Source organism: Virgibacillus halodenitrificans JCM 12304 (assembly GCF_001310895.1).
Taxonomy (GTDB): Bacteria; Bacillota; Bacilli; order Bacillales; family Amphibacillaceae; genus Virgibacillus_Q; species Virgibacillus_Q halodenitrificans.
Genome location: NZ_BAZS01000015.1, coordinates 31,421 through 55,220 on the forward strand (window position 1 = coordinate 31,421; position 23,800 = coordinate 55,220).

Genomic DNA, 23,800 nt, shown 5'->3' on the forward strand with positions numbered 1-23,800 from the left:
CTCTTTCATAATGAAAGGGGGTTTTTGTATGGATTATAAATAGGTGGCTTATTAGTAAAATGCAGGATGGGAAGGTACGAGTCTATGATTGTAATTAAGGAATTATCTAAAATTTACAAAGCAAAAACAGGCCATGTTATCGGAGTAGATAAGGTTAATTTAGAAGTACATAAGGGAGAAATTTACGGTATTGTTGGGTATAGTGGAGCCGGAAAGAGCTCTTTAATTCGCTGTATGAACATACTTGAAAGGCCAACATCCGGTAAGGTAATTGTTGATGGAGTCGATTTACTAAGGTTATCTCCAAAAGGGCTGCGTAAGGCAAGGCAGTCGATGGGAATGATTTTTCAGGGATTTTATTTAGCTTCAGCAAAGACAGTATTTGATAATGTCGCTTTTGCTTTAAAAGCAGCTGGCATCCCAACTGAAAAACGAAAAAAACGTGTGCTTGAGTTACTCAAGCTTGTTGGATTAGCCGATAAAGCAGAGCAATATCCTGCACAATTAAGTGGTGGTCAAAAGCAACGGGTTAGTATTGCTCGAGCCCTTGCTAACAACCCAAAGGTTTTACTTTGTGATGAGGCAACCTCCGCGCTTGACCCGAGCACGACTAAATCTATATTAGCTTTATTGAAAAAGATTAATCATGAGCTTGGAATTACGATTGTGTTAATTACGCATGAGATGGAGGTCGTGAAGGAAATCTGTGACAGATGTGCCGTTATGCAGGACGGCAAGATCATTGAACAGGGAGCTACTTATGAAATATTCTCTAACCCTAAAGAAGACCTTACCAAGCAATTCATCGACACGGTATTAAATTTTGATCTGCCTAAACAACTTTTGGAGCAATGTAAAGGGATGATTCTCCAGCTTCAGTTTAGAGGTGATCTTGCAAGTGATCCAATTGTTTCCGATATGCTACAAGCACATAAAGTTAGTGCGAATATTCTTCACGGAAAAGTAGAGTACATTAAGGAAAAGCCACTGGGGATTTTTATTATGGAGCTATTAGGTGACTTGGATGAAATGGAAAGAGCAAGAAGATATGTGGAAGAGCGATTACAGCAGGTGGAGGTGATTCAGCATGCTCGATAGAATCATAGAAATTTTACCAGAACTTAATGTGGCTTTCTATGAAACATTGATTATGGTAGGTATTGGATTACTCGTTGCTCTTATAATAGGTTTACCTGTTGGTATTCTTTTGTTTGTAACGGAGCGGGGATTATTCTGGCAAAATCGTGTGGCGAAGACAATACTAGGCGTTATTGTAAATCTGATCCGCTCTATACCGTTTATTATTTTACTTGTGTTCCTACTCCCGTTTACCGACTTTCTTGTTGGAACAACAACAGGAGCCATCGCAGCATCTGTTTCGCTTTCCGTTGCGGCGATTCCATTCTATGCGCGAATCGTTGAATCTGCTGCAAGGGAAATTGATAAGGGAGTCATTGAAGCTGCCATTGCAGTTGGCGCTTCTCCGTGGCTAATCATTAAGGATATTATCCTCCCTGAGACGAAGCCGGGATTAATTAGTGGATTAACCATCACAGCAATTAGCCTGATTGGCTACTCCGCAATGGCTGGAACAATTGGTGGCGGTGGAATTGGCGATTTAGCTATTCGTTACGGATACTACCGTTATGACGATACGGTCATGTTCACTACCGTAATTGTACTTATTGTTCTTGTGCAATTCATTCAATATCTCGGTGATTTTATCGCGAAGACAGTGAATAAGAGATAGTCGTGGTAAGCTTTCTGTTTAAAAAAATGTAATGAAATTAAACTGGAGGGAAATAAAATGAAAAAAATCGTATGGGCATGCACAGCATTACTTTTAATTTTAGTAGTAGCTGGTTGCGGGAAAGACGCAGCAGGAAGTAATGAAGAAACGAAGAAAATTCAATTTGGAGCAACAGTTGGTCCTTACAGCGATATGGTAACCAAAGCAATTGCTCCCCTTTTAGAAGAAAAGGGATATGAGGTAGCCAATCAGGAATTCACCGATTACGTACAACCAAATAAAGCACTACATAACGGAGACCTGGACGCTAACCTGTTTCAGCACAAAATCTATATGGAAGCTTTTGCAAAAGAAAACAATATGGAACTCTCTGAAGTAATAATTGTTCCCACTGCACCAATGGTTTATACTCAGAAAAATATAGCAGTATTGATGAAATAGAAGAAGGAAGTCAAATTGCTATTGCTAATGATCCTACCAATCTTGCAAGGACACTTGGTATGCTTGAGGATGAAGGGTTGATTACCATTAGTGATAAGGTAGATGCATTAACTGCATCTGTCAAAGATATTATCGGAAATCCGAAGAACTTGAAATTTGTAGAAGTAGAAGCTGCTCAACTTCCACGTTTGGTAGAAAGTGAAGATCTTTCTGCTGTTCCAGGTAATTATGCACTTGCCGCAGAAATGGACTTACTGGATGCATTAGCACTCGAAGATATGCCTGATGATTACCGAAATAGAGTGGTCATAAATACAAAGGATGTAGATAAACAGTTTGCCAAGGATATAAAAGAAGTTATCAAATCAGAGGACTTTGAAAAAATAATCGATGAAAAGTTCCAAGGATTTGGCAAACCAAAATGGATGAAGGAATAGTATTTTCCCCCCTTATTTGCTTTTTTATAAAAGTGAGTAGGGGTTTTTTTTATGAAACATACTATAACAAGATATTTACTGGATACATAGAATAGTGTCAGAAATATGTAAAGGTCTAAAGTACTAGATTAATTTTCTTATATTGGATACATATGGTTATTTAGACTTATTTCAAAGTAATTACCATTATTATTGTTGACTCTCCCAAAGGCATATCTATACTAAATGTTGGTTGTAACATTTTAGACATTAAATTGTAAAAAAGTGTTAGTTTTTGTAAAAGGAGGTACCTTTTTCTTTTTATTCGTCATACTATTTTAAATCTATTGTAAAGGAGAAAGTGAATATGTCGAAAAAAGTTATTTTCATAGTTTTAGTGTTTTTTGCAATTATAGCTGCAGGATGCAGTAACAAAGGGGAGACAGAATCCGCATCAACTAGTTCAGAAGGGAAGAGTAAGACAATAGAAGCTTCTATTGAAAACGCTACTTATATGTTAGTAGATAACAATAATGGTACTTCTGAAGGAGAGACTGGAACGTTAGCTATTGATATAAAGGTTAAAAATGTAACAGATTCAGAGGTTAATGTAAGCCCAAGTCGTAGTATTAAATTATATGATGGAGATCAGGAGCTAGATGCCGACTCTGATGCGACATACGAGTTGGAATCTGCTGACGGAGAAATTGGAGCAAATAAGTCAAAAGATCTAAAAGTAGCTTTTACAGTTGAAAAGGATAAAAAATATGAGTTAGCTATTCGTCCTACTTCAATGGGAGGAGAAGATGAAGAAGCCAAGCTTGAGCTGGACACTTCAAAATATAATGAAAGCTTTGAAACGCTGGAAGACCCTGCAAAAGCATTAACAGCGTATATTGAAACAATTTATCTTGATGTAGACAACGCAGATTATGAGAAGTTAGTATCAGCAGACAAAGCAGCATTGCAGGATGAAGGAAAGAAAGGTTTTAAAGAAAATATTAATACAGTCTTCTATGAAGGCGTACCTGATAAGCATCTTGATAAATTCTATAACGGGTTTAAGTCTGCACTTGCTGAAAAAGCTGAAATGCAAACATCAACACTTGAAAATGTTAATGGTAAGGCGGTTGTTAGTATAGAATATTCAGCTCTTCCTTTAAATGACTTATCTGAGATGGTGCGTGAGTATCAACAGGAATATTTGGATAATAAAGAATACGACCGTGAGAAGGCAAATGAATATGCTTTATCAAAATTTGATGCAATGGTAAATAAATTAGAAATTAAGTCTGGAAATGATATGAAAATAAAAATGCTGCAAGAGGACGGTAAATGGACAATTGATACTTCAGATTACAATAGTGAAGACATTGTAGACACATTTGCTGCTGGAAAGGTTTACTAAGAATGAGTAAGAAAACAATGATGATTTCCGGTTTAGCCGGATTAGTTGTAGTCCTCTTGATTAGTTTTTTTATTCTTCAACAGAATCATAAGCCTGATAAGGTAGTTCAACAGTTTAAAGATGCTGTAAAGCAAAAAGATACGGAAACGCTAAAAGAACTGATAGTCCCGGATAATAAGAAAGCGGCAGTTGAGAAGGGTACGTTAACTGCATTAATTACTTATCTAAATGAAAATCATAATAGTTTCGAAGTAATTAAAGATGGCCTGGATAAACAAATTAAAGACAAAAGCTTTGGTACGTCCAATGAACAGATTAGTTTAATTGAAACAGGAAAAGATATGGGGATTTTTCCAGTCTATAAGCTTGAAGCAAAGACGGTAAATATTAAAGTAAGTGGTCAGAATGAAGACGATGATATTGCACTTGAGGTTAATGGGTTAAAAAAATCTCTTAGTAAGACGGATGAAAAAGAAGAAAAATATGGACCTTTATTGCCTGGGCAATACGAGCTAGAAGCATCTGTTAAAAATCAGCTTGGTATGTTTAAACATAAAGAAAAAGCAGATGTATGGGGGAATAAGCAGGTTACTGTTTTAGTAGAACCAGAGAAACTTGTGCAGGAAAATAAAAAAATTAATGAAGACATCATGAATACAACCGTTAAGTTTAATGAAAATCTTTCTGTATTTATGACATCTGGGTTAAACGCAAAAAGTTTTACACATAGTACAGAGCAATTCAAAAAGGATTTTGCTGGTTCCGAGGATTATTTCGAATTGGTTAAGACGGGTATAGACGAAATTCAGTCACAGTATTTAAGCGCTGTTGTTAATGAGAGTGCAATGGATATTAACTATTTTGATGGGCAATGGACAGCAGAGGTAGAAGCTGTTGTAGATTATAATGAAAAAGTGAAAATTAAAGGGACCAAGAAGTTTGAGGATGCGTCCTACCAAGCACTGAGAAAATATTCGCTTGAATATAATAAAGATAAGAAAAAATGGTTAATTCAATCGATTGAAGACATCATGGCTGATGGTACAGAACCTGATTATTGGGATAAAAAGAAGGAACTGAAAGTAAGTAATCCACCTGTCAATACGTGGAATGCAAAAAGTACATCCATTTAAATGTAAAAGGAAGCACGCAACATGTGCTTCCTTTTTTCTATTGTATATAAGTCAGTCAAATTATGTGAAAGGTAGACCACCATAGTCCCGATAGAACGCTGGTCTGTAGCGGTTGAATTGGTATTTGTCTCAGTAGGGGATCCTTTTGTCTAGGATGAGAGCATACTTGTCTTGCAAAATTAGGTGATAGTCTCAGACAGGTATCGAGGAGTCTCAGTAAAGGGGCTTTCTATCTCATTTAGGCGGATGCCATTTCATAAAGGTTACATGCATAGTTATAGTTCGCATTCTTCCCATTCAAATAGGGCAACATAATTTTGGGAGGAATGTTGAAATGAGATATAGGTTCTTTTTAGTCATGGTGTTCATTTGTATATGTTTTCCCATTCATTCTGCTGCTGAAAAAACGCTTTTGAAAGCTGCTTTTATCCGTGATAATCAGTTATGGCTAATACAAGACGATAAAGAAACTCAACTCACCGAAGATAGGCATGTTGACTCACCAAAATGGTCCAGGGATGGCCGATTTATTGCCTTTTTGGATAGAGATCTATCTGGCGATAAGGCCCAATTATATATTTATGATTTAAAGGAAGAGGAAATTTATCAAGCCTATCCAACGATTGAAACGGAAGAGTTTCATTGGTCGCCTGTGTCGAATCAATTGGCTTATTTATCTGGTGGTTTATTAAATGTAACTAAAATAAGGAACGGACGACCAGAAGGCTTTAAAAATGTAAGTTTGGGTGTAAGTAATTTTAATTGGTTCCCGGATGGAAAGGCGTTTATTGTTTCATCACCAGCCAACCTGCTTCCGACGGGGTGGGGGCCGGTGCATTTATTTAAAGTGCCTGTGGATACAGAGCTAGATACAGATAAAGTAAAGCCATTCTACACAATAAAGACGGACATGAATGATTTATTTGCTATTGACGCAACATACTTCAAGTGGAGTCAAGATGGAAGATGGATGAGTTTTTTGGCAACTCCAACTGCATCATGGGCAATGGACAGTAATACACTTTGTGTACTATCTTCTACCGGACAGAAATTTCAAGCAATCGGAAAAATGCTATGGTATAAAGATTGGATCCAATGGTCTCCGTTTGAAAACACAATAGCATTCATTTCTGGAGAAGGTAGATTTTTCGTTAAAAATAAACATACAACCATTTTGGACATACCTGTATGGCGGAACGAAACGAACTATACTCCACCAGGATTTGTCGATTTGGATTTAGCTTGGTTAACAAAGAAGAAGGTCCTCGTCGCAAGGGCCGAAGAAAACAAAGAGTGGGAAGAAGGGCCAGTCCCAACAATGTTTACAAGGCTTTATGAAATAAATATTGATTCAGGCAAACAGAAGCAAATCTCTTTCCCAAAAAAGAACGAACTGGATACTGATCCTCGGGTTATTGGTTCTTATATTACATGGTACAGATCTACCTCAAATAAAGAACAAGGAGAAATATGGGTGAAAAATGGAGTGGGGAAATCATATCGGTGGTTAAGGAATGTAGATCAAGCACCAGCCTTCTATTATGAAAAGCCTTTCTTATAAAAATGTAGAGAGAAGTGAAACTTTTTAGCGGTCTCTTTCGTCTTATATAGTATAGTACAAGGAGGACCCGTGATGAAAAAAATATTCGGACTTGTTATTATCATCTTTAGTATACTTGTTTTTCCAATTGAATCCTTGGCAGTCGATTATTCTATTGATAACTCCCGGATTGATGCATATTTACAGCCTGATGGAAATGTAATGGTTACAGAAAAGCATACATATCAATTTGAGGGAGAGTTTAATGGAATTACCCGAACGCTGATCCCGAAGAAAAATACAAAGATAATTGACGTAACTGCAGAAGAGAAAGGGAGTAAACTTGATATTGAGCAAGAGGACAATCTATACAAGATTCATCGTAAAGGGGAAAATGAAACCATTACCATTGAAATTTTTTATACAATTGAAAATGGAGTGGAGGTATTCTCAGACGTAGCCCAATTTTATTGGCCTTTCTTTGATGGAAGCAATGAATCTGATTATGGTAACATGAACATATTTGTACATCCGCCTGAAAAGACGGGAAATGTGATTGCATATGGGAAGGATGCAGCAGCAAATTCAGCAGATACCCAACGTGATGGTAGAGTTCATTTTTCCATGGGGCAGGTGGATAGCGGGGCAAACGGTGATATTCGAGTTGCCTACGATGCTTCATTATTTCCAAACGCCCCAATAGCGAAAGATCAGGCAATGAAACAGGACATTCTAGCAGACAAAGAAAATTTGGAAAAAGAACAAGCTGCATTTGAACACCGTCAGGATTTATTGTCCGGCATGGCACCTTTCGTTATTGGTGTTTTTGTTTTTTACTTGTTAGCATTGTTAATTTATGCAATAAAACAGCGACGAGCTGTTCAATTGGAAGTAGAACAACAATATATTTCTGCTCATTTTGTTCCGGATCTGATGATGAGCCTTCCTGCGACTCTTTCTTTTATGAAATCCGGTTTATTTGATGCGAACGTGCTAACTGCTGCTCTGCTAGATTTAGTACGAAAAGGTTATGTGAAGAAAGAAAACGAAGATACGTTTTCCGTTATTCAGGTGCAAACAGACTATGAGCACGAACACATTTTATTGGATTGGCTATTCTATAAAATTGGTAATGACGGGATTTTTCATTTAAAAGACTTAAAAGATTATACAGATGAAGAATCCAATCATGAAACGTACTGGAAGGACTTCGAGGCATGGAGGCAAGCTGTAAAAGAAGAAGTGAAAACGCATAGATTAATAGATAAACAAACAAAGCTTCGTACCATTATTGGCTTATCTAGTATTATTGTAGTTCCCTTTGCGATTTTGTTTGGAGTCCATGAATTATTCCTGTCTATGTTTTTGGCTATTTTGTTGTTTGGAGCATTACTGATTTTCGCTGCTCTGTTTCGTTTTAAAACTGTAAAAGGTGCTATTCTATACAAACAGTGGAAGGAATTCCAGGAGAAATATCCGGCTATGAATGATAAAGACTGGCAGGATTTACACAATGATGATCAAAAACGAGCCTTTATCTACAGTATTGGATTAAATGATAAACAACTGGATAAAAAGAATGAACAGATAAAAGAAGTGTTACCGCAGAATGATAGATATAATGCAGATATTCTTTCCTTCTTATTAATCGCCAGCCTTGTTCAGAATCAGTTCGAGGATTCGCATACGGTATCTGCTGCAAGCACTTCCTCTGGAGGAAGCCCGGGGGGAGGAGCTGGAGTTGGTGGAGGCGGAGGCGGTTCAGGTGCATTCTAGCATATATCGCTTCAAGTTTATGTGTTGTAAACAGCTACCTACTTCGATATGCTGATAGTAATGAACGGTAAAAGGAGCGTTTCCATGGCAGAGAAAGAAGAGACAAAAGAAGAACTGCTTATACAAGCGATAAAGACACAGTATTCCATTTTACAGTTGCTTGATCGCACATTACTTGATGTATATCAATATGAAAAAGGGCAAAAAGCTGAAGAACAGAATAGTGACCTGATAAACCTTGCCTATCAAGCAAGAAGCATTATTGCTAAAAAACCAAAATTAAAAGAAACCTACCGTAAGCTGGAAGAAGAGTATGGTATTAAAATAACCAACCATAATTAGTAACAAAAGTCGCTTATTTTTATATAAGCGACTTTTTCTAGGTTCTAATATATATGGGTTTATTCAATGATTCGCAAAATGGATAAATTGCGAATTAACTTGGTATTACTGTAAACAGTCGTTTCGGGACAAAATGTATAGTGAACAAATTATAGCTTACTTGGGAATGTCTCGGCGAACTATCTTGGTCAGCAGCTGATTAAATTATTCTCTGGCGGATTATCTTGGTCAGCAGCCGATTAAATTGTTCTCCGGCGGATTATCTTGGTCAGCAGCCGATTAAATTATCCTCCGGCGGATTACCCTGGTCTGCAGCTGATTAAATTATTCTCCGGTGGATTACCTCGCTCTGCTGCTGATAAGTTTCACCTCCACTCTGCTATTAATTGTTCTTACACTAATTCGCATTTCCCTGTATCTAATTCAAATAATGTCCTATTTATAAATCGTACTTCTTTACGTCATGTTGGTTGTCAATTAAGCTAGAGTTTGGTAAATGTATTTTTAGGGAAAAGGAATGTGCTCAATTATGGAAAGGCTGATTATAGCTAACGCTTCTGAAGAACAGTTGGTCGGACTTTAAGGAGTCTTATCTGCAATATATATTGTTTGAATTTATTTATTCGTTATTTGCCAGCATCTTGTTTGCTCCATTTCTATCCTATATTTTTAACCGCATGCTAACAGTAATTGATGATGGTTCATTACTAAACAGCGAAGTATTTTCGCTTGGATTAAGTATAAGTGGAATTATGGGAACCTTATTTGTAAGTTTTTTTGCTGTAGCTTTTTTATTTGTAGAGTTTGGTGTACTAATCATCCTTGCAGAAAAAAGCTATTTTAATAAGCAGGTCTATATATCGGAAGCATTTCTAACCGCAGTTAAAAAACTACCAAGGCTGCTTGGTTTTGGGTTTATTCCATTGGTTTTTTTACTGCTTTTATTTATACCATTTATTGATGCATCTACATTACCCCCGTTGTTTGATGTAAATATTACTATCTTCCTTACAGACTTGCTGTATGAATCGCTTATTGCCAAGGTTGTTTATTTTTCCTTGTTTTTAGGAATGGGGTATCTATTCGTTCGCTGGATTTTTGCACTTCATTATATTTTTATTGAGAATAAGTCGATTTGGCAAGCATTACGGAGCAGCTGGAATTGCACCAAGAAAAATAAAATTAGAGTGGTATGGTATGTTTTATTTGTTAATATATTGATCTTTTTAGCAGGATTTGTTCTTATGAACGCGGTATCTGAACTTACTACAATCATAGATTCTAAGGTAATCGGAGACTTTATTGGGAATTACTTACTAACCTTTGCCAGTTATTTTACTATGCTGATGTCGTTAGTTTTCATTCCTGTGAACTTGCTTGTTCTTACAAGATTGTTTTATGAGTTCCAAGAGAGAAAAGGAGTACAAATTAAAGATTCCTTGAAATTAGGAAGAAGTAGTTATTTACTTCAGGTAGAAAAAAAGGTTGGGCGTTTCTTATCAAGACGTAAATCTTTCTTTATATCTGCAACCGTTGTTGTACTCAGTCTTTTATTTGCTATTAATTATGTGGTGAATGACTCGCTTGTCTATTTGAAATGGGATGTGGAAATTGCAAGTCACCGTGGAGATCTGAAACATGCGCCTGAAAATTCGATGAGTAGTATTCGTTCCGCCATTCGTAAAGGTGTGGATGCTGTTGAGGTAGATGTTGCCATGACAAAAGACGGAGTAATCGTTCTAAGTCATGATCTCGATCTAAAGCGGGTAGCTGGCGTATCGGATAAAATCAGTAATCTTACGTATGAAGAAATAAAGCAAATAGACATTGGCAGACTTTATGGTGAGGAATTTATCGGAGAACGAATTCCTACCTTGGATGAAGTTCTGAAAGTGATGCAAGAAAATGATACAAAACTAATTATTGACTTGAAATCAGCTGAACCTGGAAGAGGCTTCGCTGAAAAAATTGTGGAGCTTGTAGAGAAGAATGATTCGGATCATTTGGCGTATGTTCAATCCTTCAGTTATGAATTATTACAGGATATCCGTAAACGAAATGAAACAATAAAGATTGGCCAAATTCTCTTTTTATCTGCAGGAAACTTATCTAAGTTGGATGTGGATTTTTACACAATAAGAGAAAGTATGCTAACAGAACGATTTATCGAGCGTGCTAAAAAGCAAAATCGAGAGGTATGGGTGTGGACCGTTAACATAAAAAGAAACATGAAAGAAGTATTGAAGTACGATATCGATGGAATTATTACAGATTACCCGGAAAGAGCACAACGTGTATTGGAAATTGGACTGGAAGGACAGCGACGTAACTGAAGGCGTACTGTCCTTTTTGTATGGAAAACACATAAAGGTTAAAAAAGTCGTTTTACTTTTATTGAAAGAGGCAATAAAGATAGTATGTTACGAGAAGTGGCATAATTATGGTAAAAATTATTAAGAAATTAACACATCGATAAAGAAGGAGACTTGTGTTTAAATGAATATAAAAAAAGCGATGGAGGAGATGTCAGAAGAAATAGCTAAACTAACTGGTGTGTCAGCTATTACCATGAGCGGTTCAAGAGCAAATGGGGCTAATCACTTGTCTACAGATATGGATATAGCAATATATTATGATAAAACAAAAGGATTTAACGTAGAGGATGTAAACAATTTGGTTAGCAGCTTAGATGATAACCAAAGTGCGGAGTGTACTTCATTAAATGAGTGGGGTGCCTTAATGAATGGAGGAGCGAACCTTACCATTCATGGAGTTCATACTGCGATAATTTTTCGGGATATTCACAAAGTTGTAGATGGTATTACAGCTAATTTACAGGGTGAGAAAAATGAGGATAGAAATGCAAAACCATCCTACGTTTATTTAGATGTCCTTTATTTAGGTGAACTAGCAATCTGTGAAATCCTGTATGATCCTTATCAATATATTTATCAATTAAAACAAAAAATCACTCATTATCCTGAACAATTACATCAGGCACTCATCGAGTATTATACATTTGAGGCCTCTTATTCCTTTATGATCATTTCTCATCGAATTGATACAGATGATGATTGTTTTGTGGCTAGTCATGTTTTGCGAACAATTAGATGTATGAATCAATTACTGTTTACCATAAATCGGGCATGTTGTATTCATAAATACAATGCTGTACAGTCTATAGACGTATATTCAACTAGACCTGACAACTACGGTGAGAAAGTAAATGATATCCTACAGTCACTAGTCACTACGAGGAAGAGCCGTGCAAAAGGTATGCAAGCACTGCATGATCTTCTTTCTTCCACAGAGGAGTTAGCAGCAGTTTAAACCAGAAGGAGCATCCTTCTGGTTTTTTATTAGGCAGAAAAAATATATACATATAATAAAGTAATTGAAAAGGAGAGGTTTGAATATGGATAGAAAAAAATGGGCAATTGCCTCATTTATCGTTATTATGCTAACCGTTTTTATAAATTTTTTTGGTTATGATTTATTCCATATCCCATCAAGGGAAGGAATAATAATTGTAGTAATATTGACAGCAATAGCTTTTATACTCGCATTGATAGGGAAAGGGATCTGGCGTACTCTTACCTTTATTGTCATCGTGATTCTTATAGCGACATCGTTGTTTTCATTTTGGTTTGTAGGCCAATCGTTGTTTTAAAGCATTCTTGAAGAAGTGAGGTCGATGGTTGAGGCTTATAAAAGGATTCAAATAAAAATACGATTTTCAAGTAGTCCCCCAGAGTTTCTAGCCCCCTTCATTTTCTTTCTATATACTGTAGCTAAATATAAATTAGATAAAGAAGAGAAATATGTAGGGGTTAGAGGACTGTGAAATATTGGCCTGCAATGCTTGTACTGTTTTTAGCCGTGTTGCTAGGAGGTTGTCAGGAAGATAAAAAACAACATGTGAAACCCTCTGAGATAAATGTGGAGAATTTACCAGATGTGAGAGCATTTCAGGATGAATTTACAAGAGAATTCCTTCAATCAACAGAGGAAACAAGGGAAGGATATTATCCTTTTTTGTCAGGGACTGGGGCGTATAAGATGGATTTTCCAGCTGGCGGGATTGTTGGGGAAAAAGGGTACGCGCTTGAAGGGGAGAGATTTGAAAGTTTTAGGATTGGTGTTAAAGAAAAACAAATCGCCTCTTCAATAAACTTTAAATATAAAATTGAAAAAAGAAATAACGTTGAAGTAAACTTAGACATGCTGAAGACTTCAACTAATAAAAGTCTTCAATTTGAAAAGTTGTCTTTAAAAGGCAGGGATATATATCTTGCTCGATTTGAGAATGAGAGCGGTGCATATGGAATGGTAGGATATATACAAAATAAATTATCAACAGGAGGGGTATCGGCCATATATACTTCTGAATGCGCAGAGAGGACGAAATCTTGTGAAGATATAAATGAAATTAATAACAATAAAATGCTTAATTGGTTAAAATCAATAGAATTTGTAAAAGAGTAAATCAAGTATAGGTAGTATTTGTGGAGGGAAGGCCTGTGAAATATTGGCTTGTAATATTTTTGATGTTTTTTGTATTGTTGCTAGGAGGTTGTCAGGAAGATAAAAAACAACGTGTTAAACCATCTGAAATGAATGTAAAGGATTTACCAGATGTGAGAGCATTTCAGGATGAATTTACAAGAGAATTCCTTCAATCAACAGAGGAAACAAGGGAAGGATATTATCCTTTTTTGTCAGGGACTGGGGCGTATAAGATGGATTTTCCAGCTGGTGGGATTGTTAGCGAGAAATCATACTCAATAAATAAAAAAGGATTCGAAAGTTTTTTTATTGGCGTACACCAACTCGAAAGGGAAGCATTAATTAGTATTAATTATAATTCTATGTATGTAAATATTGAGTCAACGCAAGTTGTTTTAAGAAAGCAGTTAGATGAAGATCTAAAATTTAATAAATATGATAGTAATGACTTGGAAATCTATGCAGCTACTTTTACATTTCAAAAAGGCTATGGCATGGCTGGAGTAATTCTTAATAAAAAGTCGGATGGTGGGGGAGTATTAGTAACTTATGAATCTAATTTGATTAGCAAAAGTGATCAGGGAAAACAAAAAGAAAAAATAATTAAATGGATGAAATCATTTAAATTTAATAATAATATGAAAAAAGAATGAAGCAGCTTAACAAAAAGTTCCATTAGTAATTTACCAGCAGGGGTATTGAATTTGATAATCTTGTTTTTGGAACTTTTGACCTACATAACTCATGTGAAAAAAGTAGGGTTTTATAAATTTTTCCAAGAAAGACTACCTTTCTTATTTTACTCTCTATATACTGAAGTTAGATAAAAATCGGAATACAGAAATAGTTGGGCAGCATGGGAGGAATGGTCTATGAGATATTGGCTTACAGCGTTGTTAGCAATTTTTATTGTTTTGTTAGGAGGTTGTCAAATGGATCAAGAAAAAAGTACGAAGCCAGCAGAGATGAGTGTGGAGGATTTACCGGATGTGAGAGCGTTTCAAGATGATTTCACAAGAGAATTCCTTCAATCGACAAAGGAAACAAAGGAAGGATATTATCCTTTTTTGTCTGGAACCGGGGCTTATAAGATGGATTTTCCTGCCGGTGGTATTGTTGGGGAAAAAGGATATTCTAAAAAGCAAAAAGAATTTGAATCATATCTAGTAGGTATAGATGAAGGAAATGGCTTCGAATCATCTATAAAAATTGATTACTATTCTAAAATAGGTCAGACTTCTACAGAGTTGGAAATGCTCTCAAGTCAGTTTAATCAAAAGCTTGACTTTGAATCGTATGATGAAAATAATATCACTATTTCCCTGGCTAAATTTGAGGATGACGAGAAGACTATCGGAGCTGTTGGGTTACTAGAGCATAAAAGCACACAAGAAGGATTGTCAATAATATATGAAAGTGAGTGTATACGTTCTGTTGAGGATTGTAAGACAGAGAAAATAGAGATGCAGAATAAAATAAAACAATGGGTCAATTCTATTAAATTTGTTAAAAATGATGAAAGTGATGAAGAACAATGAGTGAATCAATTCTAAGCACGGACGAAATTAGATTACGACTTATTAACTTAGAATATAAAGATCTGAATAAAAAAGATTTTGAAAAAGAAATTAAGCAGATTTATTTAGAAGAATATGGAGAAATATTACCAGCTAATATAGAGATTATTCATTCAAGAGACTCCAAGAATTCTGAAGTTACCTCTTCTGATTATAACGGTACGGCAGTATACTTTCATTCCAAGGAAAAAGATATAAATGAATTATATATTATATCGCAAGGTACCCAAGATGGAGCTGATTGGGAGTATAATTTAAAAGCCATGTTTGCTGGTAAAGATTTCACACAAGCGAAATCGGCAAATAAATTCACAGAGGAAGTTATTAAAGAGATCGATAATAATGGAGAATTAACTGTGACTGGACTTTCTCACTCTTTGGCTCACAATAACAACACTACTGCACACTTAATTTATGATACATTCGATGAAATTTACAGTGTGAATGGAGCCCAGACAAACTACTATCAGTTATTTAATGCTGATAGAGACTTTAGAAGAGAAATAATGAATAATTTTAATCTTTCCAGAACAAACCCAGACGCCATCTACAACTTAGACCCCAAACAACTGGAAACCTTCGCAAAGGAATACTACAAAGACAAGGCAACGAATGTGCATCAACTTATTTCCAAAGACGATCCTCTTTATGCAGTGAGCGGAGCAAGAGGTTTTTTTACGATTGGTGATGTGAAATATGTGGATACAAACCCTGATTTGCCAGGGTTAAGAAATCTTATGGATGAAATTCCGGATGAAGTTATTAAAGACTTTCAGGAATTAGCTATTGACTATACGGTAGCATCCAAAAAAGGCGGCACTAATGCTGCGATACAAGAGATAATAGGCGTAAATATGGACTTGGTTAACGAAATTGATGATATTGGCAGTGCAGTCAAAGTATATTTTACTAAACAAGGTGAGATCGATGCCATGGTTCATGGACTGAATGATAAGTTGCCAGGAGTACTTTCCAGAATAAAAACAGTTACTGGAAATGCAGATGTTATTTTTGGAAGGTTAGTAAACGCTGGCTACATTACCGAGGAACAGAAGAATACATTAGTAACAGAACTAACAGCTATAGAGGTAGAGCTGGATGGAATTCAGGAAACCGTATCCCGATTGACAAGTATAAGGGATATGGGAGATTTTTATGCACAGCTTGGTGGAGATGCGGCTGCAATTATTAAAATGAAAAGACATTACAATTCTATTATGGAAAGCTTCGAAGAATTAAATAATGAGGATCTGCTGGCTGCTATGGAGCAATCGGCCAAAGCCATAGTATATCTGAGATGCTTGAAGGTTTGTCTGATAAGAAGAAATCATATATTGGTACAGATATGGTTTATACGACTGACAGTGGCGGAAAGGAAATTCGAGTAAATATATCCGCATCCCTCCGCATGTATACAGATGGAAAAAGTCTGCTTGAAGAAAAGAAAGATGAAATCGGCAAGCTGGATCTTGCCTGGAATACAGAAATTCTTCAGTGCTTTGAAGATGAAAAACGAAAAGTAGTTCATAAAATTAGTGAAATAGAAGGAAGTCCGGGAAGTTATAGAAGCTTACTTCGTAAACATGTGTATTTTTCAAGATTGGATAAGACAGTGAGAGGAATACAAGTCCATGATGTATTTTATCCACTGACGAATGCGGATTTAGATACAGAGATTACCAGTTTAAGAGAATCAGTTGAAGAAGGTTTTACGTATATTGAAAATTATCGAAAAGCTATTGAAGCTTTGTTCGATAAAGATGATCATATTGCTACACTTTTTGATTTAGCGGGGAGGTTATAACATGGGAGAAGAACACTCCATTGCAGTAAGTGAGCGCATTCTTGCAAGTGAAGATTTTTCTCATAAAAAAGATACGCTTATGTTGTATAAGAATAACTTGGAAACCTTGGATAAAGACTTCTTTACATTGGTAAATGGAATAATCATTAACGAGGAACAAAAAGGAGAAGTTGTTGAGGCAATGCAGCAAAAGACAAAAACGTTTAGAGATAAGAATGAGAATTTGCTGAGTCAATTAGAGAGAGAGATTACTAGAATTTCTAACACGTTAGATGATCAGATTGATGATATGAAGACACAGCGGATGACAATTACTTATGAGGACACACCTTCCGCATAATTGAAGTGTTACTAGCAGGGAGGAGGCCAGGTTGGTGAAAAAGCTTATTTTGTTCTTACTTCTAGTTATCTGGATGACTGGCTGTGGTGGAGAAGAAGCTGAAAAAGATGAAGGCACAGAAACAGCGCAATCGAAAGAAATGAAGAAAGACATGGATGAAAAAGCAGAGGAAGCATCGGATACTGATAACTTAGAAGATAAGGGTACGGATGGAAAAAATAATCTCGGAGACATGAAAGTGGAGCTGTCCGGTAAAGCAAGCATTAAAGAAGAGAGTGTTATCATCGATGGAGAAAGTAATCTTCTTCCAGGAACGTTCATTTATTCGAGTGGTGTCACTGATAGTGGATTTGCTTCATCCAATTTTATTAATAAGGCAGAAGTTCGGGAAGATGGGAGCTTTACCTTTGAGTTTGACGGCATAAGTAAAAGTACCACTGTAAAATTGAAATTATACAATACAAAAGATGAAACGAAAAAGCATTACGGAGAGAATTTAGAAAAGGTTACTGGTCCTCAAAAATATAAAACAGAGAATCATGGGGAGTTTGAAGTAAAAACGGAATTTTATATTAATGCAGATATGCCAATGCCATACACCATTCCGATCGAAATTCCAAAATGGGAAAAAGAACCGGAGGATTACGGAGACGCTAATGTGTGGATGGAAGCAAAGGTAGATAGTGACCATCGCTACTTATATTTTCATGGAAAAAGCAATTTAGTAGAGGGTACGCAGGTCGGTGGAAATTTACGGAAAGCATCCGGAATTATCGATGCATTTTCTTTTGGACATACAAGGGTGAATCCAGATGGTACCTTTGAATTACGTGTGCCTTATCATCAGCTTAAGCAAGGTATGTATATGCCAATCCAGGTCAAACCGAAAAATAACAGCTGGGATGATTTGTGTCAGCATATGGAGAGCAAGGGGAAAAATGGAAAGGCAATCTCGTTAAAAACGATAAAGATGACAAGTATCTCGAATACATTGTAGAGATAGATGCGCCGAACTTTGATCCAGCAGAAGATGTAGGGTTAACGGTTAATGAAGAGGAAGTAAAAATGCAGATGCCAGATCATTTATTATTTGATTTTGATAAAAGTGAATTAAAACCAGAAGCAAAGAAAATCTTGGATAAAGTAATACAGGATTTACAGGAATTAGAGGAAGGAACAGACATTCAAATAAATGGTCATACAGATAATGTAGGTGATTCAGATTACAATCAAGAACTGTCGAAAGAACGGGCAGATGCAGTGTGGAACTACTTGAAAAAGAATGGAGATCTGAATGGTCTGCAAGTTGAAAAACAAGGATATGGGGATACCAAGCCAATTGCTTCCAACAAAGATGAAGACGGCCAGGAGAAAAACCGCCGAGTAGAAATTGTGATAAATCCAAAGGAAACCGACTCTTAAGGGAGTTGGTTTTTCTTTATAGAAAATGTCTTCTGCCAATATAAAACTATTGAAGGAAAAAGGTGTTTAATCTTTTAAGGAAGAGGATACATACTGATTAGAAAGACATATTCTTTCCAAAAAATTACGGAGGTGGATGAAAATGGCAGACATTAAGTTCAAAACAGGTGAAAACGCACCGGAAAACGGCAAGTATAAAGTGGACAGCTTGGTGAATGGAGGTTCTTCGAGCAACGACAATACAACTATTGATATGGATCAAGGAGAGCAATTTCCTCCATCACCAACTTCCAATGAAGCTGCATATTGGGTAAAAGCTTAACATGAATTAAGAGATTTTTACGTTTTGCAAGTGAATTCCAGTGGAACAAAAGTAGTACAAGCCACACATAAATCAGAAAGGAGCTGCTTAGAATGGCTAATAATAACAAGAAGAACAACAAGATGGGTGTAGAAGAAGCAGGTAAAAAAGGTGGACAAACTACAGCACGTAATCATGACCAGGAATTTTATGAAGAGATCGGTCAAAAAGGTGGAAATACAACTTCTAAGAATCATGATCAAGAATTTTATGAAGATATTGGTAAAAAAGGCGGAGAAAAAACTTCCAAAAACCATGATCAGGAATTTTATGAAGAGATCGGTCAAAAAGGTGGAAAGACCACTTCACAGAATCATGATCAGGAGTTCTATGAAGAGATTGGCCAAAAAGGCGGAGAAACAACCTCAAAGAACCATGATCAGGAATTCTATGAAGAGATCGGTCAAAAAGGTGGCAACGTGCGAGGTCGCCAACAACAAAAGGATAACAAAAATAATTAATTCGTTCAACCATAAAACATGCAAAAAAGGAAAAGGTGCTGCTCCTTTTCCTTTTTTGCGTTTAAATGAGAGATATGCTATTTCATTTGAGAGATACTTTCCGAATATGAGAGAGCAGCCCTCTGAAATGAGAGAGTCCTGCCTCAAGATGAGAGAGCAACCTTCTGAGATGAGAGAGTCCTGCCCAAAGGTGAGAGAGCAACCCTCAGAAATGAGAGAATCCTGCCCTAAGATGAGAAAGCAGCCTTCACAGATGAGAGAGCCCCCGTCCCCTAATCCCAGTTAAAATACCTTCGTTGTCCAATTTTCCCCGTTCCATACTTCTGTTACAATATCTTCATAAAAATGAGGTTCGTGGGAGATTAAGAGCACACTACCCTTGTATTCCTTTAGCGCTCTTTTTAATTCTTCTTTTGCATCCTGGTCTAAATGGTTGGTTGGTTCATCTAATACGAGTAAATTGGTTTCCATGTTAATCAGCTTACAGAGTCGGACTTTTGCCTTTTCTCCACCACTTAACACTTTTACTTTACTTTCAATATGCTTTGTAGTCAGGCCACAGCGAGCTAAAGCTGCTCGCACTTCATATTGATTCATATGAGGGAATTCATCCCAAATTTCTTCCAGACAGGTTTTATTGCTGTCTGTTTTCATTTCCTGTTCAAAATATCCAATAGACAAATGCTCCCCAAGCTCTACAGATCCTTGAAGGGCAGGAATTTCACCCAAAATACTTTTCAGAAGCGTTGTTTTTCCAATACCATTGGCGCCAGAAAGGGCAACCTTCTGACCACGTTCCATGCTAAGGTTCAATTTATTGGAAAGTGGCTCATCATACCCGATGACCAAATCCTTTGTCTCAAATAAATACTTACCTGGTGTACGTGCCCGCTTAAATTCAAATTTCGGCTTTGGCTTTTCTGCATCTAATTCAATGACATCCATTTTATCAAGTTTTTTCTGGCGGGACATAGCCATTTTGCTTGTAGCTGCATTAGCTTTATTTCTTGCAACAAAATCCTTTAGATTAGCAATTTCCTTTTGTTGCTTTTTATAAGCTGCTTCCATTTGTTGCTTTTTCATTTCGTAAACACGTAAGAATTCATCATAATCACCTGGGTATCTGGTGATTTGCTGGTTTTCCATATGATAAATTAAATTGATAACACTATTTAAAAATGGAATATCATGGGAGATAAGGATGAAAGCATGCTCATAGGCGATGAGATAATTTCGCAGCCATTCAATATGCTCAACATCCAAATAGTTAGTCGGCTCATCAAGCAGGAGTATGTCCGGCTTTTCCAAAAGTAGCTTAGCAAGCAATACTTTTGTTCGTTGTCCTCCGCTTAAATCGTGGACATCACGCTCCAGGCCGAAATCATCAAGCCCTAGTCCGTTGGCAACTTCCTCCACTTTTGCATCAATGATATAAAAGTCATTGTTCGTAAGTGCATCCTGAATTCTACCTGTTTCTTCTAATATCTCTTCCAATTCTTCAGGACTAACTTCTGCCATTTTTGCGAAGAGCGCATTCATCTCTGCTTCCATATCATACAAGTATTGAAATGCAGTTCGCAAAACATCACGTATGGTCATACCTTGTTTTAGCGCAGCATGCTGATCTAAATAGCCAACCCGTACATGCTTGGACCAGCTAACGGTTCCTGCATCAGGCTCCAATTTTTTAGTAATAATGTTCATAAAAGTGGATTTACCTTCACCATTGGCTCCGATCAATCCAATATGTTCTCCTTGCAATAGACGAAAAGACACATCATCAAAAATAGCACGATCCCCGAATCCGTGGCTTAAATTATTTACTGTTAATAAACTCATCGTTCAAACACCTTTTCTTTTTAAATTCATCTTATCTATTATAAAGGTCATTGCATAAAAAGGATAGGGAAGATTGCCAAGTATCTATTCAACTGGTTTTGTTGTTGTTATGTCAGCTGGATCCCTTTAATAATAAGAGCTTGGAAGACATATACAGCCTCTTGTTAAGTGTATCAAATGTTGAAGTGGCAATTCTTATGCTTGGAAAAACTCTTTTTTTAGCATACCCATCTGAATGATGTCATGCCATTCCCCATTTCGGTATAGCGCTTCGCGACATTCCCCTTCTTCAACAAAACCTAATTTTTCGTACAATTGAATTGCTCTTGTATTAAAGGAAAAGACCTGTAAGGAGACGCGATGCAAATTTAGCTCATGAAATGCATAGGTGAGCAGTAATTGCAGCGCTTCTTTTCCATAGCCTTTCCCCCAATAATTCTTTTCACCGATATCAATAATACATTCCGCGTTTCGATTTTTTAAATCAAGATTAATGAGTGAAGTGACCCCGATGGGAATTTGCTGCGTCCTTTCCATAATAATATAGCTCTTGGAGGAACTGGAATCGAGCATGCGAATTTCTACAAAGTCACTTGTTTCTTTAAACGTATATGTATCCAAAAATAGACTGGTGGAGTTCATTACATCCATGTCCATTCTCCATGTGTGATACTGTTCTGTATCACTCTTTTCCATTTTGCGTAAATATACTCTTTCTGAAGAAAACATAGGTCTGCCTCCTTAATTGGCTGGTCAAGTATGGAATTTATTTTTATTGAAAGGGGGAGGGCCTTTGATGGATGGGGGGTTGTCGCGGTCAGGGTGCTTGTTGTCTCGGCTGGTGCGTTTGCTGTCGCGGCTGAGAGGTCTGTTGTCTCGGGCAGGGAGCTTGCTGTCGCGGATGGGGAGCAGCCAGTCTCGAACAGCTCATGTCATGTCTCGGTTCATCTGATTCCAGTCTCGGTTAATGAACTTATTGGATATGTTCGGCGATCAGATTTGGCGATGCTGAGAATGGAAAACTCTCTTTCATTATTATAGTAGAAAAATTGAGATATTTTTGGTTGAAATAAAGGATTACAGGTAGGCTTGTAACCCCTTATTTTTTTTATAAGATGAAACACTAATTTTTCTTGGAAAATCCTTCTTGTTGCAAATAATCTGCAGCGCCATTGTAAGTTGGATAGGTGGCATCCAGCATATTGCCTGCATATATATCCCAGGTTTCATATTCATGGATTAAAGTTAGTGTATTTCCTTCCTCATCCATCCAATTTTCCTTTAACGGTTCCTGTTCAGAAAGAGAAGCGATGGACTGTTCAATAATTTGGCGAAGATCCTTTTCGTTAAAGTCGCGAATGTTTGTCATCCCTTTGGAATCAGTAGGATAGGTGTCGGTCATCTCCCCTGTATAAACAAATCCATTTCCATTTGGATGCAGTCGGTATACGACAATCTTCTTCTCCACTATACTTCCTTCATAATGAAAATTCACGCGTCCAAGCGACACATCATGCCGGGTCAATTCAGTAAATGATTCAATTATAGCTAGTTTTTCTTCAAATGTTAGCATGTTACCTCCGGATGTTAGTTATTTTTCTTCATTATAGCATTGGCTGAAGATGAAATACCAATAAGAGTAAGTAATAAAGTAAGAGAAAGAAGTCTCATTTTTAATACTTATACATTTGTTTATAATACTTTATTTTCAGTTAACATTTAATTAATAAACTATCTTTATACTTGTAGTTAATTAAAGTAAAGGAGAGTGTTAGATTATGAGGTATACTTTTTCTATTCTTTTCGCGTTAATCCTGTTGATAGGTATGTTCACTGTTCCTGCATTTGCTGCAAGTAATGATTCAAAATCTCAGGTAGCAAACGTTGCCCACCGCGGGGCCTCCGGACATGCGCCTGAAAATACGATGGCGGCATTTGACAAAGCTTTTAAAATGAAGGCAGATTATATTGAAATTGATGTACAAATGACAAAAGATGGGGAACTAGTTGTCATTCATGATACTACTGTAAATCGCACTACAAATGGTGTAGGAAATATTAAAGATTTAACATTGGAACAAGTAGAGCAGTTAGATGCAGGAAGCTGGTTTAGCAATACTTTTTCGGGAGAGAGAATTCCCACATTTGAAGAGGTTATTGATACGTATAGAGGAAAAATTGGTATATTAATAGAATTAAAATCACCTGAGCTATACCCCGGTATTGAAGAAAAAGTGGCGAAGGTTTTAAAGGAACGCAATATGGATCGTCCAAATAACAACAAGATTATCATCCAATCTTTTAACCATACATCAGTACAAGCTTCTAAAGAGTTATTGCCAGATATTCCGCATGGAGTACTAGCTGGTATGAGTTGGAAGGATGTGACGGACGAGCAGCTAGCAAAATTTGCAACGTATGCTGATTTTTTTAATCCGAACCTAAATATTGTATCACCTGAATTACTTCAGCGGGTCCATACACATGATATGAAAATGTATCCATATACGGTCAGAATCCAAGAACAAGCAGATAATTTATTACAACTGGGGGTTGATGGAATTATTACTGATTTCCCTGAATATGTATATCAGCATCCAGTTAAATAACTATATTAATTTAAGAACGCTGGCTTTAGAAGATTTTTTTAAACAATGCGTATGATTAACCTTCTATTAATCAGG

At 36.6% G+C, this 23,800-nt stretch carries 25 protein-coding genes and 1 pseudogene; 23 read left to right on the forward strand and 3 right to left on the reverse strand.

Features of this window, described 5'->3' with window-relative positions; all coding sequences use genetic code 11:
• Positions 1 to 84 precede the first annotated feature (84 nt).
• From JCM12304_RS09480 to JCM12304_RS09575, 21 genes and pseudogenes are all read left to right on the forward strand, one after another.
• The gene (locus tag JCM12304_RS09480; RefSeq protein WP_060680026.1) at positions 85 to 1,098 is read left to right on the forward strand and encodes a methionine ABC transporter ATP-binding protein; all 1,014 of its coding nucleotides are present in this window, start codon (positions 85 to 87) and stop codon (positions 1,096 to 1,098) included.
• Positions 1,088 to 1,750 (forward strand): methionine ABC transporter permease, encoded by a 663-nt coding sequence (locus tag JCM12304_RS09485; RefSeq protein ID WP_019378890.1) that lies wholly within the window; start codon positions 1,088 to 1,090, stop codon positions 1,748 to 1,750. The genes JCM12304_RS09480 and JCM12304_RS09485 overlap by 11 nt, the downstream gene beginning before the upstream one ends.
• Before the next feature lie 57 nt (positions 1,751 to 1,807).
• Positions 1,808 to 2,628, forward strand: a pseudogene (locus JCM12304_RS09490) (MetQ/NlpA family ABC transporter substrate-binding protein).
• Positions 2,629 to 2,974: 346 nt separating this feature from the next.
• Positions 2,975 to 4,015 carry a DUF5105 domain-containing protein gene (locus JCM12304_RS09495; protein WP_019378892.1) on the forward strand — a complete coding sequence of 347 codons (1,041 nt, stop codon included), beginning with the start codon at positions 2,975 to 2,977 and terminating at the stop codon, positions 4,013 to 4,015.
• Positions 4,016 to 4,017: 2 nt separating this feature from the next.
• Positions 4,018 to 5,148 carry a YvbJ-related protein gene (locus tag JCM12304_RS09500; RefSeq protein ID WP_060680027.1) on the forward strand — a complete coding sequence of 377 codons (1,131 nt, stop codon included), beginning with the start codon at positions 4,018 to 4,020 and terminating at the stop codon, positions 5,146 to 5,148.
• Positions 5,149 to 5,482: 334 nt separating this feature from the next.
• Positions 5,483 to 6,709, forward strand: coding sequence for a TolB family protein (locus JCM12304_RS09505; RefSeq protein ID WP_060680029.1), 1,227 nt, complete (start codon positions 5,483 to 5,485; stop codon positions 6,707 to 6,709).
• Between the two features lie 72 nt (positions 6,710 to 6,781).
• A complete protein-coding gene (locus JCM12304_RS09510; protein WP_060680031.1) occupies positions 6,782 to 8,464 on the forward strand; it encodes a DUF2207 domain-containing protein in 1,683 nt (560 codons plus the stop codon).
• Between the two features lie 84 nt (positions 8,465 to 8,548).
• On the forward strand, positions 8,549 to 8,806 hold the full coding sequence (locus JCM12304_RS09515; RefSeq protein ID WP_060680033.1) for a hypothetical protein: 258 nt from the start codon (positions 8,549 to 8,551) through the stop codon (positions 8,804 to 8,806).
• A gap of 605 nt (positions 8,807 to 9,411) precedes the next feature.
• Complete coding sequence (locus tag JCM12304_RS09520) at positions 9,412 to 11,139, forward strand: glycerophosphodiester phosphodiesterase family protein (RefSeq protein WP_256200807.1); 1,728 nt, start codon at positions 9,412 to 9,414, stop codon at positions 11,137 to 11,139.
• A gap of 163 nt (positions 11,140 to 11,302) precedes the next feature.
• Positions 11,303 to 12,136 carry a nucleotidyltransferase domain-containing protein gene (locus tag JCM12304_RS09525; RefSeq protein WP_019376544.1) on the forward strand — a complete coding sequence of 278 codons (834 nt, stop codon included), beginning with the start codon at positions 11,303 to 11,305 and terminating at the stop codon, positions 12,134 to 12,136.
• Positions 12,137 to 12,221: 85 nt separating this feature from the next.
• On the forward strand, positions 12,222 to 12,476 hold the full coding sequence (locus JCM12304_RS09530) for a hypothetical protein (protein ID WP_019376545.1): 255 nt from the start codon (positions 12,222 to 12,224) through the stop codon (positions 12,474 to 12,476).
• Between the two features lie 269 nt (positions 12,477 to 12,745).
• On the forward strand, positions 12,746 to 13,291 hold the full coding sequence (locus tag JCM12304_RS09535; RefSeq protein ID WP_172675277.1) for a YvcA-related protein: 546 nt from the start codon (positions 12,746 to 12,748) through the stop codon (positions 13,289 to 13,291).
• Positions 13,292 to 13,326: 35 nt separating this feature from the next.
• Positions 13,327 to 13,965, forward strand: a complete 639-nt coding sequence (locus JCM12304_RS09540; RefSeq protein WP_060680039.1) for a YvcA-related protein — start codon at positions 13,327 to 13,329, stop codon at positions 13,963 to 13,965.
• A 279-nt stretch (positions 13,966 to 14,244) separates the two neighbouring features.
• The gene (locus JCM12304_RS09545; protein ID WP_172675278.1) at positions 14,245 to 14,850 is read left to right on the forward strand and encodes a YvcA-related protein; all 606 of its coding nucleotides are present in this window, start codon (positions 14,245 to 14,247) and stop codon (positions 14,848 to 14,850) included.
• The gene (locus JCM12304_RS09550; protein ID WP_256200808.1) at positions 14,847 to 16,277 is read left to right on the forward strand and encodes a DUF6792 domain-containing protein; all 1,431 of its coding nucleotides are present in this window, start codon (positions 14,847 to 14,849) and stop codon (positions 16,275 to 16,277) included. The genes JCM12304_RS09545 and JCM12304_RS09550 overlap by 4 nt, the downstream gene beginning before the upstream one ends.
• Positions 16,235 to 16,693 carry a hypothetical protein gene (locus tag JCM12304_RS20065; RefSeq protein WP_256200809.1) on the forward strand — a complete coding sequence of 153 codons (459 nt, stop codon included), beginning with the start codon at positions 16,235 to 16,237 and terminating at the stop codon, positions 16,691 to 16,693. The genes JCM12304_RS09550 and JCM12304_RS20065 overlap by 43 nt, the downstream gene beginning before the upstream one ends.
• A gap of 1 nt (position 16,694) precedes the next feature.
• Positions 16,695 to 17,033 carry a hypothetical protein gene (locus tag JCM12304_RS09555; protein WP_060680043.1) on the forward strand — a complete coding sequence of 113 codons (339 nt, stop codon included), beginning with the start codon at positions 16,695 to 16,697 and terminating at the stop codon, positions 17,031 to 17,033.
• A 34-nt stretch (positions 17,034 to 17,067) separates the two neighbouring features.
• Positions 17,068 to 18,030: a hypothetical protein gene (locus tag JCM12304_RS09560; RefSeq protein ID WP_060680045.1), complete on the forward strand. Its 963-nt coding sequence runs from the start codon at positions 17,068 to 17,070 to the stop codon at positions 18,028 to 18,030.
• The gene (locus tag JCM12304_RS09565; protein WP_157360457.1) at positions 17,943 to 18,455 is read left to right on the forward strand and encodes an OmpA family protein; all 513 of its coding nucleotides are present in this window, start codon (positions 17,943 to 17,945) and stop codon (positions 18,453 to 18,455) included. Before JCM12304_RS09560 ends, JCM12304_RS09565 begins: the two co-directional genes overlap by 88 nt.
• Positions 18,456 to 18,597: 142 nt before the next feature.
• Positions 18,598 to 18,777 (forward strand): YjzC family protein, encoded by a 180-nt coding sequence (locus tag JCM12304_RS09570; protein WP_019376551.1) that lies wholly within the window; start codon positions 18,598 to 18,600, stop codon positions 18,775 to 18,777.
• Between the two features lie 92 nt (positions 18,778 to 18,869).
• Positions 18,870 to 19,277, forward strand: a complete 408-nt coding sequence (locus JCM12304_RS09575) for a KGG domain-containing protein (protein ID WP_019376552.1) — start codon at positions 18,870 to 18,872, stop codon at positions 19,275 to 19,277.
• A gap of 282 nt (positions 19,278 to 19,559) precedes the next feature.
• Here the strand turns inward: JCM12304_RS09575 and abc-f are convergent, their stop codons facing one another.
• Together abc-f and JCM12304_RS09585 are read right to left on the reverse strand one after the other, a co-directional pair.
• Positions 19,560 to 21,116: a ribosomal protection-like ABC-F family protein gene (abc-f, locus tag JCM12304_RS09580; RefSeq protein ID WP_060680049.1), complete on the reverse strand. Its 1,557-nt coding sequence runs from the start codon at positions 21,114 to 21,116 to the stop codon at positions 19,560 to 19,562.
• A gap of 195 nt (positions 21,117 to 21,311) precedes the next feature.
• Complete coding sequence (locus JCM12304_RS09585) at positions 21,312 to 21,845, reverse strand: GNAT family N-acetyltransferase (protein ID WP_060680051.1); 534 nt, start codon at positions 21,843 to 21,845, stop codon at positions 21,312 to 21,314.
• 30 nt (positions 21,846 to 21,875) lie between these two features.
• On the opposite strand from JCM12304_RS09585, the gene JCM12304_RS09590 reads away from it, so the two are divergent.
• Complete coding sequence (locus JCM12304_RS09590; RefSeq protein WP_060680053.1) at positions 21,876 to 22,157, forward strand: hypothetical protein; 282 nt, start codon at positions 21,876 to 21,878, stop codon at positions 22,155 to 22,157.
• Positions 22,158 to 22,239: 82 nt separating this feature from the next.
• On the opposite strand, the gene JCM12304_RS09595 is transcribed toward JCM12304_RS09590, so the two are convergent.
• Positions 22,240 to 22,689 carry a hypothetical protein gene (locus JCM12304_RS09595; protein ID WP_060680056.1) on the reverse strand — a complete coding sequence of 150 codons (450 nt, stop codon included), beginning with the start codon at positions 22,687 to 22,689 and terminating at the stop codon, positions 22,240 to 22,242.
• A gap of 205 nt (positions 22,690 to 22,894) precedes the next feature.
• Here JCM12304_RS09595 and JCM12304_RS09600 point away from each other — a divergent pair, with 205 nt between their 5' ends.
• A complete protein-coding gene (locus JCM12304_RS09600; RefSeq protein ID WP_060680057.1) occupies positions 22,895 to 23,725 on the forward strand; it encodes a glycerophosphodiester phosphodiesterase in 831 nt (276 codons plus the stop codon).
• Positions 23,726 to 23,800: the final 75 nt, after the last annotated feature.